The sequence below is a fragment of the Pseudomonas fluorescens group sp. PF-69 genome, from assembly GCF_054481235.1.
On the sequence record NZ_JBTMNC010000001.1, the window covers coordinates 588065 to 605292 of the forward strand.

11 protein-coding genes and 1 pseudogene are annotated in these 17228 nt (G+C 61.4%); 4 read left to right on the forward strand and 8 right to left on the reverse strand.

The window, feature by feature from the left end; translation table 11 throughout:
* The first annotated feature begins 94 nt into the window (after window positions 1–94).
* Both ACX3YF_RS02750 and ACX3YF_RS02755 read left to right on the forward strand, forming a co-directional pair.
* Complete coding sequence (locus ACX3YF_RS02750; protein WP_458973369.1) at window positions 95–2413, forward strand: TonB-dependent receptor; 2319 nt, start codon at window positions 95–97, stop codon at window positions 2411–2413.
* Window positions 2414–2673: 260 nt separating this feature from the next.
* The gene (locus ACX3YF_RS02755) at window positions 2674–5202 is read left to right on the forward strand and encodes a PepSY domain-containing protein (RefSeq protein ID WP_458973370.1); all 2529 of its coding nucleotides are present in this window, start codon (window positions 2674–2676) and stop codon (window positions 5200–5202) included.
* 127 nt (window positions 5203–5329) lie between these two features.
* On the opposite strand, the gene ACX3YF_RS02760 is transcribed toward ACX3YF_RS02755, so the two are convergent.
* The 3 genes from ACX3YF_RS02760 to ptsP are packed head-to-tail and all read right to left on the reverse strand — an operon-like array spanning window position 5330 to window position 10883.
* Window positions 5330–7069: a PTS fructose-like transporter subunit IIB gene (locus tag ACX3YF_RS02760; protein ID WP_458973371.1), complete on the reverse strand. Its 1740-nt coding sequence runs from the start codon at window positions 7067–7069 to the stop codon at window positions 5330–5332.
* 11 nt (window positions 7070–7080) lie between these two features.
* Window positions 7081–8022 (reverse strand): 1-phosphofructokinase, encoded by a 942-nt coding sequence (gene pfkB / locus ACX3YF_RS02765; protein WP_448645798.1) that lies wholly within the window; start codon window positions 8020–8022, stop codon window positions 7081–7083.
* Window positions 8022–10883, reverse strand: coding sequence for a phosphoenolpyruvate--protein phosphotransferase (gene ptsP, locus ACX3YF_RS02770; protein ID WP_458973372.1), 2862 nt, complete (start codon window positions 10881–10883; stop codon window positions 8022–8024). The genes pfkB and ptsP overlap by 1 nt, the downstream gene beginning before the upstream one ends.
* A 292-nt stretch (window positions 10884–11175) precedes the next feature.
* On the opposite strand from ptsP, the gene cra reads away from it, so the two are divergent.
* Complete coding sequence (gene cra / locus ACX3YF_RS02775; RefSeq protein WP_288101087.1) at window positions 11176–12171, forward strand: catabolite repressor/activator; 996 nt, start codon at window positions 11176–11178, stop codon at window positions 12169–12171.
* Between the two features lie 3 nt (window positions 12172–12174).
* Window positions 12175–12951 (forward strand): TatD family hydrolase, encoded by a 777-nt coding sequence (locus ACX3YF_RS02780; protein WP_196586429.1) that lies wholly within the window; start codon window positions 12175–12177, stop codon window positions 12949–12951.
* Here the strand turns inward: ACX3YF_RS02780 and ACX3YF_RS02785 are convergent, their stop codons facing one another.
* The 5 genes and pseudogenes from ACX3YF_RS02785 to ampD form a co-directional block, all read right to left on the reverse strand.
* A complete protein-coding gene (locus ACX3YF_RS02785; protein WP_130203915.1) occupies window positions 12952–13341 on the reverse strand; it encodes a hypothetical protein in 390 nt (129 codons plus the stop codon).
* A gap of 244 nt (window positions 13342–13585) precedes the next feature.
* On the reverse strand, window positions 13586–14515 hold the full coding sequence (locus tag ACX3YF_RS02790) for a methyl-accepting chemotaxis protein (protein WP_458946366.1): 930 nt from the start codon (window positions 14513–14515) through the stop codon (window positions 13586–13588).
* Window positions 14492–15631: pseudogene (locus ACX3YF_RS02795) on the reverse strand (methyl-accepting chemotaxis protein); the annotation flags it as partial. The gene ACX3YF_RS02790 and the pseudogene ACX3YF_RS02795, both read right to left, overlap by 24 nt.
* A gap of 168 nt (window positions 15632–15799) precedes the next feature.
* Window positions 15800–16636, reverse strand: a complete 837-nt coding sequence (gene ampE, locus ACX3YF_RS02800) for a regulatory signaling modulator protein AmpE (protein ID WP_130203913.1) — start codon at window positions 16634–16636, stop codon at window positions 15800–15802.
* A gap of 2 nt (window positions 16637–16638) precedes the next feature.
* Window positions 16639–17208: a 1,6-anhydro-N-acetylmuramyl-L-alanine amidase AmpD gene (gene ampD / locus ACX3YF_RS02805; protein WP_090467112.1), complete on the reverse strand. Its 570-nt coding sequence runs from the start codon at window positions 17206–17208 to the stop codon at window positions 16639–16641.
* Window positions 17209–17228: the final 20 nt, after the last annotated feature.

A 17228-nucleotide genomic window follows, 5' to 3' on the forward strand; every position in this document is an offset into this window, starting at 1 on the left:
TAAATTCAGTGCGAATAGTAATGTTTCGCAATTGATACGAATACGTATTTACCCTATATTCCGCCGCCTCAAATCCTTGGGGAGGGGAATAAAAATGTCACGCCAGCAACCACAGCAACCTGTCAGTTCACCGCGTTTACTCGCTTCTGCAATTGGCATGGCGATCACCGCCGGCTCCGCGGGCCACATGGTATTCGCGGCTGAAAAGACCGACGAGAAAGCACCGGGCAACACCATCTCCCTCGGTGCAACCTCTATCACTGGCGAAGCGCAGGACCAGACCACCTACAACGTCGAAAAAGCCTCCTCGCCCAAGTACACCGCGCCGCTGGTGGACACACCGCGCTCGATCACAGTGATCCCGCAGCAAGTGCTCAAGGACACCGGCGCCATGAACATGCAGGACGCGCTGCGTACCGTTCCCGGCATCACCTTCGGTGCCGGTGAAGGCGGCAACCCACAGGGCGACCGTCCATTCATTCGTGGTTTCGATGCCCAGGGCGATACTTACCTGGACGGCGTGCGCGATACCGGTTCGCAGAGCCGGGAGATCTTCGCCGTTGAATCGATCGAAGTCAGCAAAGGACCGAACTCGGCCATCGGCGGCCGTGGTGCAGCGGGCGGCAGCATCAACCTGGTGAGCAAAAAAGCGCACCTGGGCGACTCGTTCGACGGTGGCTTTACCTGGGGTTCTGACCAGACCCAGCGTTACACCATGGACGGCAACTATCAGTTCTCCGACACCGCCGCTGGCCGTCTGAACCTGATGAGCCATGAAAGCAACGTCGCCGGCCGCGACAGCGTCGATTACGATCGCTGGGGCGTCGCTCCATCGCTGGCCTTTGGCCTGGGCACCGATACCCGGGTCAATCTCGACTACTACCATCTGGAAAGTAACGACACACCGGACTCGGGTATCCCCTACTCCATTCCGACTGCCGGCTCCGCTGCCCGCACCAAGTCCAACCCGGACAAACCAAACGACGGCGGCGACAGCAGCAATTTCTACGGCCTGGACAACCGCGATTTCCGCAAGGGTCGCACCGACACCGCGACCATCGCCATCGAGCACGACCTGAACGACTCGCTGACCGTCAAGAACACCCTGCGCCACGGCACCAGCATGCAGGACTACATCCTGACCCAGCCGGACGACAGCAAGGGCAACGTCAACAACGGCAGCGTCTGGCGTCGTGCCAACACCCGTGTGAGCAACACCGAGACGACCACGAACCAGACCGACCTGTTCGGCGATTTCCATCTCGCCGGGTTCAAGAACAGTTTCGCCACCGGTATCGAATTCACCCACGAGGAGAACCGGAAATCCTCGTACAACGTCAACACCGACACCACCCCGGCAACAGCCGCCGCGACCACCAACTGCAACCCTGCGTTGATTGGTCCTCGCAGCGGATACAACTGTACTTCGCTGGCAAACCCGAACCCGAGCGATCCGTGGAGCGGTGCCATCTCGCGTAACTACGCCGGCACCGACACCAAGGCCGACACCTATGCGTTGTACGCGTTCGATACGCTCGAGCTGTCCGAGCAATGGCTGGTGAACATGGGCCTGCGTTACGACCATTTCGACACGAGCTACAAAACCTACACCAACGCCGGCGCCACCACCTCCAAGGGCGACGACGTCAGTGAGTTCGTGACCGGTCAATTCGGTGTGGTCTACAAGCCGGCGGAGAACGGCAGCATCTATGCGTCGTACGCGACGTCCGCCACCCCACCGGGCACGACCCTCGGCGACGGCCAGGAAGGCAACCCGCTGGGCGGCACGCCTGATCGCAACGGCAACCTGCTGAGCAGCGACATGGAGCCGGAAACCACCAAGAACTACGAAATCGGCACCAAGTGGGGTCTGATGAACGATCGTCTGTCGCTGACCGCCGATATCTTCCGCACCGAGAAGGAAAACGCCCGGGTACAGACCAACACCACGTCCTATGAAAACGTCGGCAAGACCCGCGTTCAAGGTGTTGAACTGTCGGCTACCGGCAAAATCACCGACAAATGGCAGGTCTTCGCCGGTTACGCCTACATGGACAGCGAACAGATCGATGGCGGTCCGCTGGGCAAGGCCAACGATGGCAACGAACTGCCTAACACGCCGAAAAACAGCGCCAGCCTCTGGACGACCTATCAGGTCACGCCGAAGCTGACCATCGGCGGCGGCGCGTTCTACGTCGATGACGTGTTCGGCAGCGTGGCCAACACCACCATGGTCGATTCCTACGTTCGTTACGATGCAATGGCCGCCTACAAGCTGACCAAAAACATCGACCTGCAACTGAACGTGCAGAACCTGACCGACGAAACCTACTACGACAAGGCTTTCTCGACTCACTTCGCCAACCAGGCGGCGGGCCGTACTGCCTTGCTGAGCACCAACTTCCACTTCTGATGGAAAAGTGAACACGCAACCTCTGTAGGAGCGAGCTCGCTCGCGATGGACTTGAGCACGACGCGGGGTGTCAGGATTTACGCGTTATCGTTGACGAGCATCGCGAGCAGGCTCGCTCCTACAGGAGGGAGAAGGTCGAAACAGGGCCTGGCCCCGTTCATCCAGATGAACGGGGCTTTTGCGTGTAAAAAAGAATGCTTCTCGACAACCCACGGCATAATGCGCGCCGTGATGACTTTTGAACGAACAAGGCGAGCGACGTGTTGAAGAAAACCCTGTTCCAGTTGCACTGGTTTTTTGGCATCAGCGCCGGACTCGTCCTGGCCCTGATGGGCATCACCGGGGCGACGGTATCGTTTCAGGATGAAATCCTGTATGCGCTGAACCCCTCTGTGTTGCAGGTCCAGAAGCAGGTGGCCGGGGTGCTGCCGCCCGCCGAACTGGTGGAGAAAATCGAAACAGCCACGGGCAACAAGGTGGCGGGGCTTTCGGTCGACATCGACAGCGGCATTGCCGCAAAAGTGTTCTTCACCCCGCCACCGGGCGAACGGCGCGGACCGATGCGTTACTTCGATCCTTACACCGCCGAGCTGCTGGGCGACGCCACTGGCCAGGACTTCTTCGGCCTGATGCTGCAATTGCACCGTTTCCTCGCCATGGGCGATACCGGTCGGCAAATCACCGGGGCCTGTACGTTGATCCTGGTGTTCTTCTGCCTCTCCGGCCTGTACTTGCGCTGGCCCCGCCAGTGGAAAAGCTGGCGTGCCTGGCTGACCCTCGACTGGAAGAAAAAAGGTCGCAGCTTCAACTGGGACCTGCACTCGGTCGCCGGCACCTGGTGCCTGGTGTTTTACCTCCTGGCCGCCTTGACCGGGTTGTCCTGGTCCTACGAGTGGTACAACAAGGGCCTGACCCGTTTGCTCTCCGATTCACCGCAGAACGAGCGCGTTCGCGGTGGTCGGGGCCCGGCCCCCAGCGGCCCGGCACCGACAGTCGATTACTCGGCCATGTGGCTGAGCATCTATAGCGCCGCCGGTCCCGACCTGAGCTTCTATAACACGCGCATGCCGCCAGTCGCCGGGCAACCGGCGACCGTGTTCTACCTGTTGAAAAACTCACCCCATGACCGCGCGCTGAACCAGATCACCCTCGATCCGGTCACCGGCGAGATCAAACGGCACGAGCGCTACAGCGACAAGAGCTTCAAGGCGCAATTGCTGACCAGCCTCTATGCGCTGCACGTCGGTAGCTACTTCGGCATCGTCGGGCGGATCATCCTGACGATCACCGCGCTGAGCATGCCGCTGTTTTTCGTCACGGGCTGGCTGTTGTACCTCGATCGTCGCCGCAAAAAACGCCAGGTCAAGGACGCCCGCAAGGACCTCGCCCAACCCGCCAGCGACACCCCGGCATGGCTGATCAGTTTCGCCAGCCAGAGTGGCTTTGCCGAGCAACTGGCCTGGCAGACGGCCGGCCAATTACAAGCGGCCGGCCTGCCAGTGAAAGTGCAGCCGCTGGCGACTGTCAGCGAGGAGGACCTGCAGAGTTCGAACAACGCGCTGTTCGTGGTCAGCACCTTCGGCGACGGCCAGGCACCGGACAGCGCCCGTGGTTTTGAACGCAAGGTGCTGGGGCGGGCGTCGAGCCTGGAGAGCTTGAACTACGCGGTGCTCGGTCTCGGCGACCGGCAGTATCAGCACTTCTGCGGCTTCGCCCGGCGCTTGCACACCTGGCTGGGCGAACACGGCGGCAAGACTTTGTTCGCCCCGGTAGAAGTCGACAGCGGCGACCCTTACGCCTTGCGTCACTGGCAGCAACAACTGGGGCTGTTGACCGGACAAGCACCGGTCGACACCTGGAAAGCGCCGAGCTATGACAACTGGCCGCTGGTTCGTCGCGAGTTGCTCAACCCGGACAGCAGCGGCTCGCCCGTGTACTTGCTGGGCCTCAAGCCGCCCACCACCAGCAGTTGGCTGGCAGGTGACCTGGTGGAAGTGTTGCCGCGCAATGGCTCCTGGGCGATCGAGCATTTCCTCGACGGCCTGGGGATTGACGGTCGCGCCACGATTGAATTCGATGGCCGGTCGCAGCCGCTGGAGCAAGCCCTCGCCAGCCGCCAACTGCCGGCGAATCGTGCGCATCTGGTCGGTTTGCATGCCCAGGCGCTGGTGGATGCGCTGGTGCCTTTGGCCCTGCGCGAATATTCCATTGCCTCGATTGCCGCCGATGGCGTACTGGAGCTGATCGTTCGCCAGGAACTGCACCCCGATGGCAGCCTCGGCGTCGGCTCCGGCTGGCTGACCGAACACGCGCCGGTGGGCAGCACCATCAGCCTGCGTGTGCGACGCAACAGTGGTTTCCATCTGCCGTCAGACCCCGTGCCCATGATCCTGCTGGGCAACGGCACCGGGCTGGCCGCGCTGCGCAGCCTGCTCAAGGCGCGGATTGCCGACGGCCAACAACGTCACTGGCTGCTGTTCGGCGAGCGCAATCGGGAACACGACTATCTGTGTCGCGACGAGTTGGAAGAGTGGTTGATTTCGGCTGATCTGCAGCGCCTGGACCTGGCGTTCTCGCGGGACCAGGCAGAGAAAATCTATGTACAGGATCGCCTGCGCGAATCAGCCGCCGAGCTGAAGAAGTGGCTGGCGGACGGTGCGATGATTTATATCTGCGGCAGCTTGCAGGGCATGGCTTCGGGAGTCGATCAAGTGCTCAACGATGTGCTCGGCGCTGCCGAAGTGGAACGCCTGATCGAACAGGGCCGCTACCGCCGCGACGTTTACTGACGCGGCACAAATCCCCTGTAGGAGCGAGCCTGCTCGCGAGGGTGGTCAACGATAACGCGGGGAAATCTGATAGCCCGCGGTGTCTTTGAGTTCATCGCGAGCGGGCTCGCTCCTACAGGGGTGGGGATCAGGCGCTGACGGGCACTGCCGTCAATTCCACCGCCTCAGGCCGCTTGACCAGCGCGTACACCACCGCCGTCAACAAACTCCCCGCCACGATCGCCAGCAAATACAGCAATGCATGGTTGATCGCATTCGGAATGGCCAGCACGAACAATCCACCGTGGGGCGCCATCAGCTTGCAGCCGAAATACATCGACAGCGCACCGGTCAGCGCGCCACCGGCGATGCTCGCCGGAATCACCCGTAGCGGGTCTTTGGCGGCAAACGGAATCGCCCCTTCGGAGATGAAGCACAACCCCAGCACCAGCGCCGCTTTACCGGCCTCGCGTTCAGTCTGGGCAAACTTGCGCCGGGCGATGAACGTGGCAATGCCGAGGCCGATCGGCGGCACCATGCCGGCCGCCATGGTCGCGGCCATCGGTGCATAACTCTGCGAGGCCAGCAGCCCGACCGAGAACGCATAAGCGGCCTTGTTGATCGGCCCGCCAAGATCGACGCACATCATCCCGCCCAGCAGCACGCCAAGCAGGATCGCATTGGTGGTGCCCATGCTGTCGAGGAAATGCGTGAGCCCTTCGAGCATCCCGGCCACGGGTTTGCCGACCACGTAGATCATCACCAGGCCTGTGAACAGACTGGCCAGCAACGGGATGATCAGGATCGGCTTGAGCGCCTCGAGGCTTTGCGGCAAACGCGCATAACGATTGATCGCCTGGGCGGCGTAACCGGCGATGAAACCGGCAATGATCCCGCCGATAAAACCGGCGCCGAGGGAGCTCGCCAGCAGCCCGCCGATCATCCCTGGCGCCAGACCCGGACGGTCGGCGATGGAGTAAGCGATATAGCCCGCCAGCAACGGCACCATCAGCTTGAACGCGGTCTCGCCGCCGATCTGCATCAATGCCGCCGCCAACGTGCCGGGTTCCTTGAACGCGGTGATGCCAAACACGAACGACAAGGCAATCATCAGACCGCCCGCCACCACCATCGGCAACATGAACGACACGCCGGTCAGCAGGTGTTTGTAGATGCCGGTCTTCTCTGCCTTGACCGGACCGCTGGCGCCGCTGGCTGCGCTTTCCTGCGTGCCTTCGGCCAGCGCTTTGTTCAGCGTGGCTTCGGCCTGCTTGAGGGCAATACCGGTGCCGCAGCGATAAATTTTCTTGCCGGCGAAACGCTCGGTGGCGACTTCGATATCGCACGCCAGCAGCACCACGTCGGCTTCGGCGATGGCTTGCGCACTCAGCGGATTACGCGCCCCAACGGAGCCCTGGGTTTCCACTTGCAGGTCGTAACCCAGGCGCTTGGCCGCTTGCTGCAAGGCTTCGGCGGCCATGAAGGTGTGGGCGACGCCGGTCGGACAGGCGGTGATCGCGACCAGCCGCGGTTCGTTTTTGCTCACCGCAACCGGTTCTGCGACGGTTTCAGGGGCGACGTACAATCGGGCCTCTTCGGCGCCACGGCGCAACACCGCCTCGACGTCCTGCAGGGCTTGCGCCGGGGTGCTCTGGAACACCCGCTTGCCGACGAATCGCGACATGTCCACCGGGGCGCTGGTCACCAGCAGTACCCACTCGGCGGCCTCGATCGTCGCCGCCGACAATTGCCGTTCAGGATGCGCTGCGTCGTTCACTTCGACACTGGTGCTCCAGCCCTGACGCTGGGCCGCTGCATCCAGCAGACGAGCGCACAGCACACTGGTGACCATGCCGTTCGGGCAGGCAGTAACAATGGCTAATTTCATGACCAACCCTCTTATTGTTCTGTCAGGGGACGCACGCGCACACCCTGTTCGAGCTGCGCCAGTTGCGCCGCGTCGCTGATACCGAAACCGATCTGGGTGACGGCCATCGCGGCAATTGCCGTGGCGCTGCGCAAGGTCTGCTCAGGCAGGTCGGCGCTGACCAGGCCGTGGAGCATCCCCGCCAGCAACGAGTCGCCCGCGCCCACCGTACTGGCGACGCTGACTTTAGGTGGTGTGGCGTGCAGCGCCGAACCGACGCTGAACCAGTTCACGCCATCGGCGCCGTGGGAAATCACCACATGCTCGATACCCTGCGCGTGCAAACGATTCGCCGCTTCGGCCTGCGCGGTGACAGAAACCACCTCACAACCCAGCACTTCAGCCAGCTCTTCGATGTTCGGCTTGATCAGCCATGGACCGGCCTTGAGCCCGGCCCGCAAGGCATCCCCGCTGGTGTCGAGCGCGACCTTCAGACCGAGTTTTTTCAAGCGCAGGATCAACGCCTGCAACCATTGCGGGCTAACGCCCTGAGGCAGGCTGCCGGCGACGACGACGGCGTCATGCCCCGGAGCGATCCGGTCAAGACGATCGAGCAAGGCCTGCTGCGCAGTCGCGCTGACCTGCGGCCCCGGGCCATTGATGTCGGTGATGCGACCATCGCTTTCCGCCAGTTTGATATTGCTGCGGGTCTCCCCCGGCACGCGGATAAACGCGTCGACAAAGCCGCGTCTGGCGAACAGGGTTTCGAACGCTTGCAGATTGTCTTCACCGAGAAATCCGCTGACCGTCAGTTGGTGCCCGAGGTCCGCCAATACCTGCGCCACGTTCAACCCTTTGCCGGCGGCATGGGTGTGCATCACGTCACTGCGATTGACCTGACCCGGTTCCAGGCGCGGCAACTGGACGGTGAGGTCCAGCGCCGGGTTGAGGGTCAAGGTTAAAATCCTGGCCATTACAGGGCCTCCACTAATGCGCGCACTTCGTTGGCGCTGCCCACGGCGAGCGCCGCTTGGGCAAGGGTTTGGGTCTGGCTGAGGCTGAGTTCACGGATCCGCGCCTTGACCTCGGGAATGCTGCGCCCCGACACGCTCAACTCGTCCACACCGAGCCCGACCAGCACCGGCACCGCCAATGGATCGGCCGCCAGTTCACCGCAGACACCGACCCACTTGCCATGGGCATGGGCCGCGCGCACGGTGATGTCGATCAGTTGCAACACCGCCGGATGCAGGCCATCGGCCTGGGCCGACAAGGTCGGATGACCACGGTCGATGGCCAGGGTGTATTGCGTCAGGTCGTTGGTGCCGACACTGAAGAAGTCCACCTCTTTGGCCAACACCGGCGCCAGCAACGCCGCCGACGGCACTTCGATCATGATCCCCAGTTGCAGGTCCGCGACCGGGATTTCCAGACGCAGGCGTTCGGTCATGTCCCGGGCCTGGCGCCACTCATCGACACTGCCGACCATCGGGAACATGATCCGCAGCGGACGGTTGTCGGCTGCTCGCAGCAAGGCGCGCAGCTGCGCTTCCATGATGTGTGGCCGTTGCAGGGTCAGGCGAATGCCACGAACACCGAGGAACGGGTTTTCTTCCTTGGCGATCGGCCAATAGGGCAGCGGTTTGTCGCCGCCGACATCCAGGGTGCGCACCACCAGGGGTCGACCCGCCAGGCCATCGAGGACACGCCGGTATTCGACTTCCTGGGTCGCCTCGTCCGGGGCTTGCGGGTGCGCCATGAAAATCAGTTCGGTGCGCAACAGGCCAATGCCTTCGGCACCCTGCTCCACCGCACCGGTCACGCCAGCGCTTTCACCGATGTTGGCAAACACTTCGACCGCATGGCCGTCGCGGGTCAAGGCCGGTTCATGGCGCTGTTCAGCCGCCACCTTCAATCGTTGTTCACGGGTGTCACGTTCTTCAGTGGCCCGTTGCAGCGTTGCGGCGTCGGCATCCACGTGCAGGCGACCGCGTTGGCCATCGATCAGCAACGGCGTGCCCGGCGCCAGCAGCAACACGGCCGGACCGGCACCGACCAACGCCGGAATACCGAGCGCCCGGGCCACGATCGCACTGTGGGCAGTAGCGCCGCCGCGGGCGGTGAGGATGCCGGCCACGCGAGTCGGGTCCAGACGCGCAACGTCGGATGGACCGACTTCGTCCATCACCAGAATGTACGGTTGCTCGGGTTCGCTCGGGGTTTCGATCCCGCAGAGCGTCGCCAACACCCGTCGACCGATATCACGCAAATCGGCAGCACGTTCGGCAAGCAAGGCGTCCTGCAGCGCTTCCTGTTGCCGGGCCGCCGCTTCGATCACCGACATCCAGGCCGCTTCTGCGCTTTCGCCCTGCTTGAGACGGGTGTCGACTTCATCGGTCAATTCCGGGTCGTCGAGCATTTCCTGGTGGGTGACGAAAATTTCGCGAATGGCCTTGGCCTTGCTGCGTTCGATCAAACCACCGATGTCGCGCCGCACATCCGCCAGCGCCTGCTTGAGACGCTCGCGTTCGACGGCGGCGGAATCACCGCGCAGCGGGTACTCGATGGCTTGCAGCACTTGAATATGCGCCGGGCCGATGGCGATTCCCGGCGCGGCGGCGATGGCCTGAATCACGCTGCCGGACGCCGGGGCGAGCAGTACCTGGGCGGTCTCGACAAACTCTTCGCGCGGCTGGCTGACGGGCGGCAACGGCTCGATTTCTTCACCGAGGCCTTCTGCGATGGCAGCCAACAAGGCAGGCAGCGCATCGGCAGCGATGCTCGGCTCGGCGATGATTTCCAGCACTTGACCGCGACGAGCACCGAGGCTGAGCAGCTTGCTCAGGCTCTTGACCGACACCGCGCTGTCCTGACCATCGACGATGCGGATGCGAATTTCACCTTCAAAACTCTTTGCCAGTTGCGCGAGGATTTTCGCCGGCCGCGCATGCAAACCGTGGGCGTTGGCCAGCGCGATCCGCGTACTCGGCCAGTCCGCTGGCAGTTCGCCGCCGAGCACTTCAAGCACCGCGCGGCAACTGGTAGCACGGCCCAATTCATGGCCGCGACCTTCAATCAATAACGCGCACAGTCGTTCGAGCAACGCTTGATGGGCCTCACCCAGGCTGGCCAGGCAGAACAACCCGTTCAGCGGCTGACCGAGGTAACGCAGCGGTTTGTCCGGGGTCACGAACGCCAGACCGGGGCGTTTGACTGTTTGCTCACTGTGCAGCCACCACAGGCCATCGCCCAGAGGCAGTGCTTCGACCTGTTGCAACACGGCGGAGAAACCGTTGCTGACACAATCGGCCTGACGCAACAAACGCGCACCGCGCCAGACCAGCTCTTCAAAATCTTCGGCCGCCACACTCAGGCCGATCATTTGCGCATCCAGCGCCAATTCCTGCGGCGCACCTTGCAGCAGTTTCAGCAGGGCCTCGGCGGAGCTGGCGCGGCGCAGGGCCTGGCCCAGATCGGTCTCGCCGAGAGCGCGGGTCAGTAATTGCAGCAGGCGCAGGTGTTCATCGGATTTGGCGGCGATGCCAATGGCCAGGTAGACGATCTGCCCGTCGCCCCAGTCAACGCCCTCGGGAAACTGCATCAGGCGCACACCCGTGGTGAATACCTGATCGCGGGTTTCCGGGGTGCCGTGGGGGATGGCGATACCTTGACCGAGAAAGGTCGAGCCCTGGGCTTCGCGCGCCTGCAGGCCAGCGAGATAACCCTCGGCAACCAGACCATCGGTAACCAGATGCCGGGCCAGCAACTGCAAGGCTGCGGACTTATCCACAGCCGACTGGCCCATGGATATCTGCTCTATGGTGAGCTCGAGCATGCTTTCTCCTTTTGGCACCTGTTGGCACCAGGTATTGTTTTGAGTGTTTCAGCTTAGGCGCTTGTCCTGCGACAGTCTTCAGCGGTTTCGTGGCAGAACCGGCCGAAGGCGCCCATAACGTAGAAAATACGCCTGCTGAAACGTTTAATCTAGATTGATTGGCACGTTACTCGATAATGGCCCATCCTTGAAGTCCAACTTGTCGGCTGCGTGAAGGCGGGATCGCCTGCGTGAATCGGTTAGGATTGGCAAAATTGTCGAGGCAAGCTCGAAAAAACAAGGAAATCCCGGGTTGAAACTCAGTGATATTGCCCAGTTGGCCGGTGTGTCCGTTACCACCGCCAGCTACGTCATCAATGGCAAGGCCGAACAGCAACGCATCAGTAGCGCCACCGTCGAACGTGTACGCGCAGTCGTCGAGCAACATGGCTTCACGCCCAATCCCCAGGCCGCCGGGCTGCGCAGTCGGCACACCCGCACCCTGGGGTTCATTTTGCCGGATCTGGAAAACCCCAGTTACGCGCGAATCGCCAAACTGCTGGAACAAGGCGCACGCGCTCGCGGCTATCAGCTGCTGATCGCCAGTTCCGATGACGCGCCGGACAGCGAACGCCAATTGCTAAAACTGTTCCGCGCCCGCCGCTGCGATGCCCTGATCGTTGCCAGTTGCCTGCCACCCGGCGATGACAGCTATCGCCAGTTGCAAGCCAAGGGTATTCCTATCATCGCGATCGACCGTGTCATGGAGCCTGAACACTTCTGCTCGGTGATCAGCGACGACCGCGAAGCCAGCCTGCAATTGACCCGCAGCCTGCTGGACCCGTTACCCAAGCAAATCGCCTTGATCGGTGCCCGCCCGGAACTGAGCATCAGCCAGGAACGTACCGCCGGGTTCAAAGAGGCCTTGAAAGGTTTCGACGGCGAGGTGCTGATCGAACAGGGCGAATCCTTCAGCCGCGAATGCGGCAAACAACTGATGGAAGAATTACTCCAGCGTGTAGGCCATTTACCCGAAGCTCTGGTGACCACGTCCTATGTGCTGTTGCAGGGCGTGTTCGATGCCTTGCACGACTTCCCGCTGAAAAACCGCCCGTTGCGCCTCGGCACTTTCGGCGACACTCAGTTGCTGGATTTCCTGCCTCTGCCGGTCAATGCCATGGCCCAGCAACATCAGCTGATTGCCGACAAGGCCCTCGCACTGGCCCTGGCCGCCATCGAGCAGTCCGATTACCAACCCGGCGTGCAGGCCATCCCGCGCACCTTCAAGCAGCGTATCCGCCAGGACTGAACCGTGGAGCTGATCGACAGCCACACCCATCTGGACTTTCCCGACTTCGACAAGGATCGTCAGGCGCTGCTGGCCGAAAGCCGCGCCCTCGGGGTACGGCGGATGGTGGTGCTGGGGGTTTATCAGGGCAATTGGCAGCGCGTCTGGGATCTGGTGCAAAGCGATCCCGACCTGCATGCCGCGTTCGGTCTGCATCCTGTGTATCTGGACGATCATCGGCCCGAAGATGTACGCGAACTCGGTGAGTGGCTGACCCGTCTGGCCGGTCACCGACAGTTGTGCGCAGTGGGCGAGATTGGCCTGGATTACTTCATCGAAACCCTCGACCGCGAACGCCAGCAAGTGTTGTTCGACGCACAGTTGCAACTGGCTGCGGATTTCAATCTGCCGGCGCTGATCCATGTGCGACGCAGTCATGCGGCGGTCATTGCCACGCTCAAGCGCTTTCGCCTGCCACGCGCCGGCATCATCCACGCCTTCGCCGGCAGCAAGGAAGAGGCGCGCGAATACATCAAGCTCGGTTTCAAACTGGGACTGGGCGGTGCCGCGACCTGGCCCCAGGCGCTGCGCATGCACCGGGTCCTCGCCGAGCTGCCGCTCGAATCAGTGGTCCTGGAAACCGACTCACCGGACATGGCACCCGCCATGTTTCCCGGTCAACGTAACAGCCCGGCCCACTTGCCCGCCATTTGCGCGGCACTGGCCGGCATCATGGCGATCAGCCCTGAGCGATTGGCGGCGGTCAGCACGGCCAATGCCTGTGAATTGTTCAACTGGTAATCAGTCGGCGTGAGCCTTGGCGGCCTCAAGAATCAATGTCATGTGCTGACGCTGACGGGCAAAGCGCATGGCGATGAAGTAGACGAAGATCGCCAGCAGCGAGAAATTGAGCTGCTCCAGAACGCTGATCATGCCAAGCCACTCCAGCACCAGCGCCACCAGTAAAGCGGTGCAAATCATCACCAGCAGGCTTGCTTTCAACATGGCCAGGGAATCAAGCGACTTGAAGCGCTTGATTTGTTTCGGGTCGTTCAGTTGCAAGGTTTTTCGGCAATGAGTGCATCTGAACGCTTCGTTGATTGCAATGGCATTGATCTGCCAGGACTCAAGCAGCAATGTGCGCTGGCAATGGGCGCAGCGTCCCTGGATTCCAAGGGTTGCAACAGACATGGAAAGGCCTCCTCCGTGTGGGCACTGAAATGAATCTCCGTTCATTGAAGTTGAAATACAGGAACAGGGAGAAAAACTGCAAGGTTCTTACGAAATTTGAGAAAGGTATTACAAAACTTTCAGCCACACACAGCCCCTGTAAAACGGAGCCTGTTCGCGAACGCGAGATGCCCGTCGACAGCAACGTCGGCCATCACGCGATCATCGCAAACAAGCGTTTATACAGGTGGCGGACTGCGGCTATCTAGACCCGGAATGCGCTGATCAGCTGTTTGAGTTCCACCACCTGAGCCGACAACACGCGACTGGCATCCTCGGTCTGGTGCGCACCTTCAGCAGTCCGTTCACCGGCACGATTGATTTCGACAATGTTCTGGTCGATGTCGTGGGCAACCGCCGTTTGCTGCTCCACGGCTGCGGCGATCTGCTGGTTCTGGTCGACGATCATACCGACGGCACCGAGGATGTTTTCCAGCGCCTGCTGGACCTTTTCCGACTGCCCTACCGTGCCATTGGCCATCTCATGGCTCACACCCATCGCCTTCACGGCAGCGCCGACCCCATTGTGGAGCCTGGTGATCATCTGTTCGATTTCTTCGGTCGATTGCTGGGTTCGCTTGGCCAGTGTCCGGACCTCGTCCGCCACCACCGCGAACCCACGCCCCTGCTCGCCGGCCCGCGCCGCTTCGATGGCGGCATTGAGCGCCAACAGGTTGGTCTGCTCGGCGATGCTCTTGATCACCTCCAGCACGCGGCTGATGGACTGGCTGTCACTGGCCAGTTGATTGATCACCAGCACCGACTGATCTATTTCGCTGGCCAGTGCCGCGATGCTGCCTTGCTGGGACTCGACCAGCCCACGCCCGCTGATGGTTTCGTCGTTGACACTGTGGGCGCTGCTGACCGCCGCGGCGGCGCTACGCGCGACCTCGAGGGCCGTGGCCGACATCTGGTTCATTGCCGTGGCGACTTGCTCGATCTGGCTCCGTTGCCCGGCCACGGCATGGTTGCTTTGCGCCGAGACGTTTTCAACTTGCCCGGCCTGGCGCTCCACCTCACTGACGGTTTGCCCCACGCGCTCAATCAGGTCATGGATTTTTTTCACGGTGCCGTTGAATACCTCGCCCAACTCGCCCAATTCATCGCGACTGTGGGCGCTGAACGTCACCGTCATGTCGCCGGCCGCGACTTTATCCATCACCCCGCCAAGGCGTTTGAGCGTGGTACGGGTCGAGGCGTAGAAGCCGCCGTAAAGGTAGAAGATCAGCACAAACACCACCGACAGCGCCACTGCCTGCAAGACCATGTGCGTGCGGTTCTGATCCAGGCGCTGCTGCAATTGGGTGCCAAGAAACTTCAGCGTGGCTTCGTTGAGTTGATACGTCTGGTCCATCAGGCCGGTGACCTGATCGTAGAAACCCTGCCAGGGCGCATCCAGGGTGTCGGCCATTACCACTTGTTCTTCGAACAGTTCACTGGCCTTTTTCAACGTCGCCCGGCTGCCATCGGCCAAGGCTGCCAGGGTTTCCCGCGCCGCTTTGCTGGAGCCCAATGCGTCCTGCAATTTCAGCCCATACTCGCCTTGCAGCTTCTCGATCTGCGCCAACAGCTCATCGAAACGGGTACTCGACGCCGAATTGAGAAAGCCCTGGCCCAGCGAAAAGGAGCCCATCGCCCGGCCTTCACCCAGAAGCTGAGTCACAGGCGGGGTGACATTGGTGATGAGTTCGCTCAGTTGGCGCATGTCGCTCTGGGAATCGCGGCTCAGTCCGGCCTGACTGGCAACGATCTGGCTGAAAATCTGCGCGCTGGCGAGCAACTTGCCAATCATTCCGCTTTTGCTTTGCAGGGACGTTTCGCTGTGTTGCGCCTTGAAGGCGGCGATCATTTCATCGCGCTTGGTATCGAATACCGCGATTTGCTCGGGGTCCGTGCTCATCGCGGTCAGCCCTTGCAAACGGGTCAGAAGGCTTTGCTCCAGGGCGCTGATCTGCGACTCGACATTGCCCGCCTTGCCTGACTGGCCCAGGGTGACATTGATCTGCACCAGGTTGTTGAGGGTTTCCAGATCGCGCCGCAACGCCAGGCTGCTGCCCAGCAGGTCGAGGCTTTGCAGTTCGGTACGGGTACCCTGGAATTCGCGATAGGAGTCACGCACCAGGTAGAAGTTGGTCACCAGCATCGGCACCAGGAACAGGACGCTGATCAGACTGAACTTCATGCCAAAGCTCAGACGGTTCATCAGTGCGACAGCGGGATAGAGCAAGCGCTTCACTGGAAGTCTCCCCATGATTTCTTATTTTTATTGGCAGGCGCAGACCGACAGCAGATAGCCACTACCCGGCGCTATTTCTGTATAGCTTAAATCGAAGAGAGGTTTTGTAACTTAAGGTTAACGGCAAAAGTTTGTCCGGGGCTCTGGCTGCGCCCGGACAATCTTTTGGCCGCTAAAAAGAAATCAGGCCAGAACGGTCCACAAGGCAAACCCGGCGTACCAGAGCACTGCAGCCCGCAACAGCAGTTCCCAGATCCGGTCAAGATTATTGATGCCTTCAGGCCCGACCACCGGTGCCGGGATTTCACCCGCCACCAGCCCGGCCTTCTCGATCAATTGCGCGGCGCTGATGTTCCAGTTCAACAACTCGTGCAACATCACCCGGCCGACGGCGACAAAGTTGCCGACCAAGGCAAAACTTGCCGCCAGCAAGCGCACCGGCAACCAATCGAAGGCATGACGCAGTTGCGCCGCGCGTTCGACCACGGCCGGGTTTTTCCCATGCTCCTCAACCAGCGCGAGCAATCGATAACTCAGAGCCGCGACCGGCCCCAACAGGAAGTACCAGAAAATCACCGCGAAAAAGCTCTGGTAGGCCTCCCACAGCAGATGTCCTTCAACCCGTTCCAGCAGTTGTTCGCCACTGTCGGCGCAGATATCCACGTCGCGCTTGGCGACATGGGCCGCCGCTTGCAGGTCTTGCCGACGCCAGGCATCGCGAAACGGCCCCAGACCGGCGAGCAGATCGCCACGACCCAGACTGTAAATCACCACCAGCAGGTGCACCGGTAACACCAGCAAGCCGTAGGCCACCGGCTGCAGCACCACCAACAGCAACCCCAGCAACGCCACCGGCAAAAATACCGAAATGGCCAGGATCAGCCACGGCCGATTGACCAGACGCGCGTTGACCTCAAGCCTGGCCAGTTCGCGCAACCAAAAACCGTCGCGTTGTACCCGGTGGCGCAGGGCCGAGAACTTCTCGATCCAGACCGCCAACAGCAGCACCAGAAAACTCATTGTTACTCCTCTTTTTCCATGGCGGCTTTTGCCAGGGCCGCACGATAGCGTGCCCAATCGAACGCCGGTCCCGGATCAGTCTTGCGCCCGGGCGCGATGTCACTATGCCCGCAGATGCGCTGCGTGGTAATGGCCGTGAAGGCGCTTTGCAGTTGCCGGGTAAGGGCCGTCAACGCGTCATATTGGGCGTCGGTGAACGGCAGATCATCCGTGCCTTCGAGTTCAATGCCCACGGAAAAATCGTTACAGGTCTCCCGCCCCTCAAAACTCGAAACGCCGGCGTGCCAGGCGCGCTCAAGGCAAGAGACAAACTGGGTGACAGTGCCGTCACGCTCGATCAGAAAATGCGCCGACACCCGCAGATCGGCAATCCCTTCAAAGTAGGGGTGCTCCGTGACATCCAGTCGGTTCTGGAAAAATTCCTGCACCTTCCCCGTGGCGAATTGCGCCGGCGGCAGGCTGATGTTGTGAATCACCAGCAGGGAAATTTCGCCCGTGGGGCGCGCATTGAAGTTGGGCGAGGGGCAAAGACGCACGTCCTGACACCAACCGCTTGCGGGGTCCAACTGCATACAGGCTCCTTCAACGACGA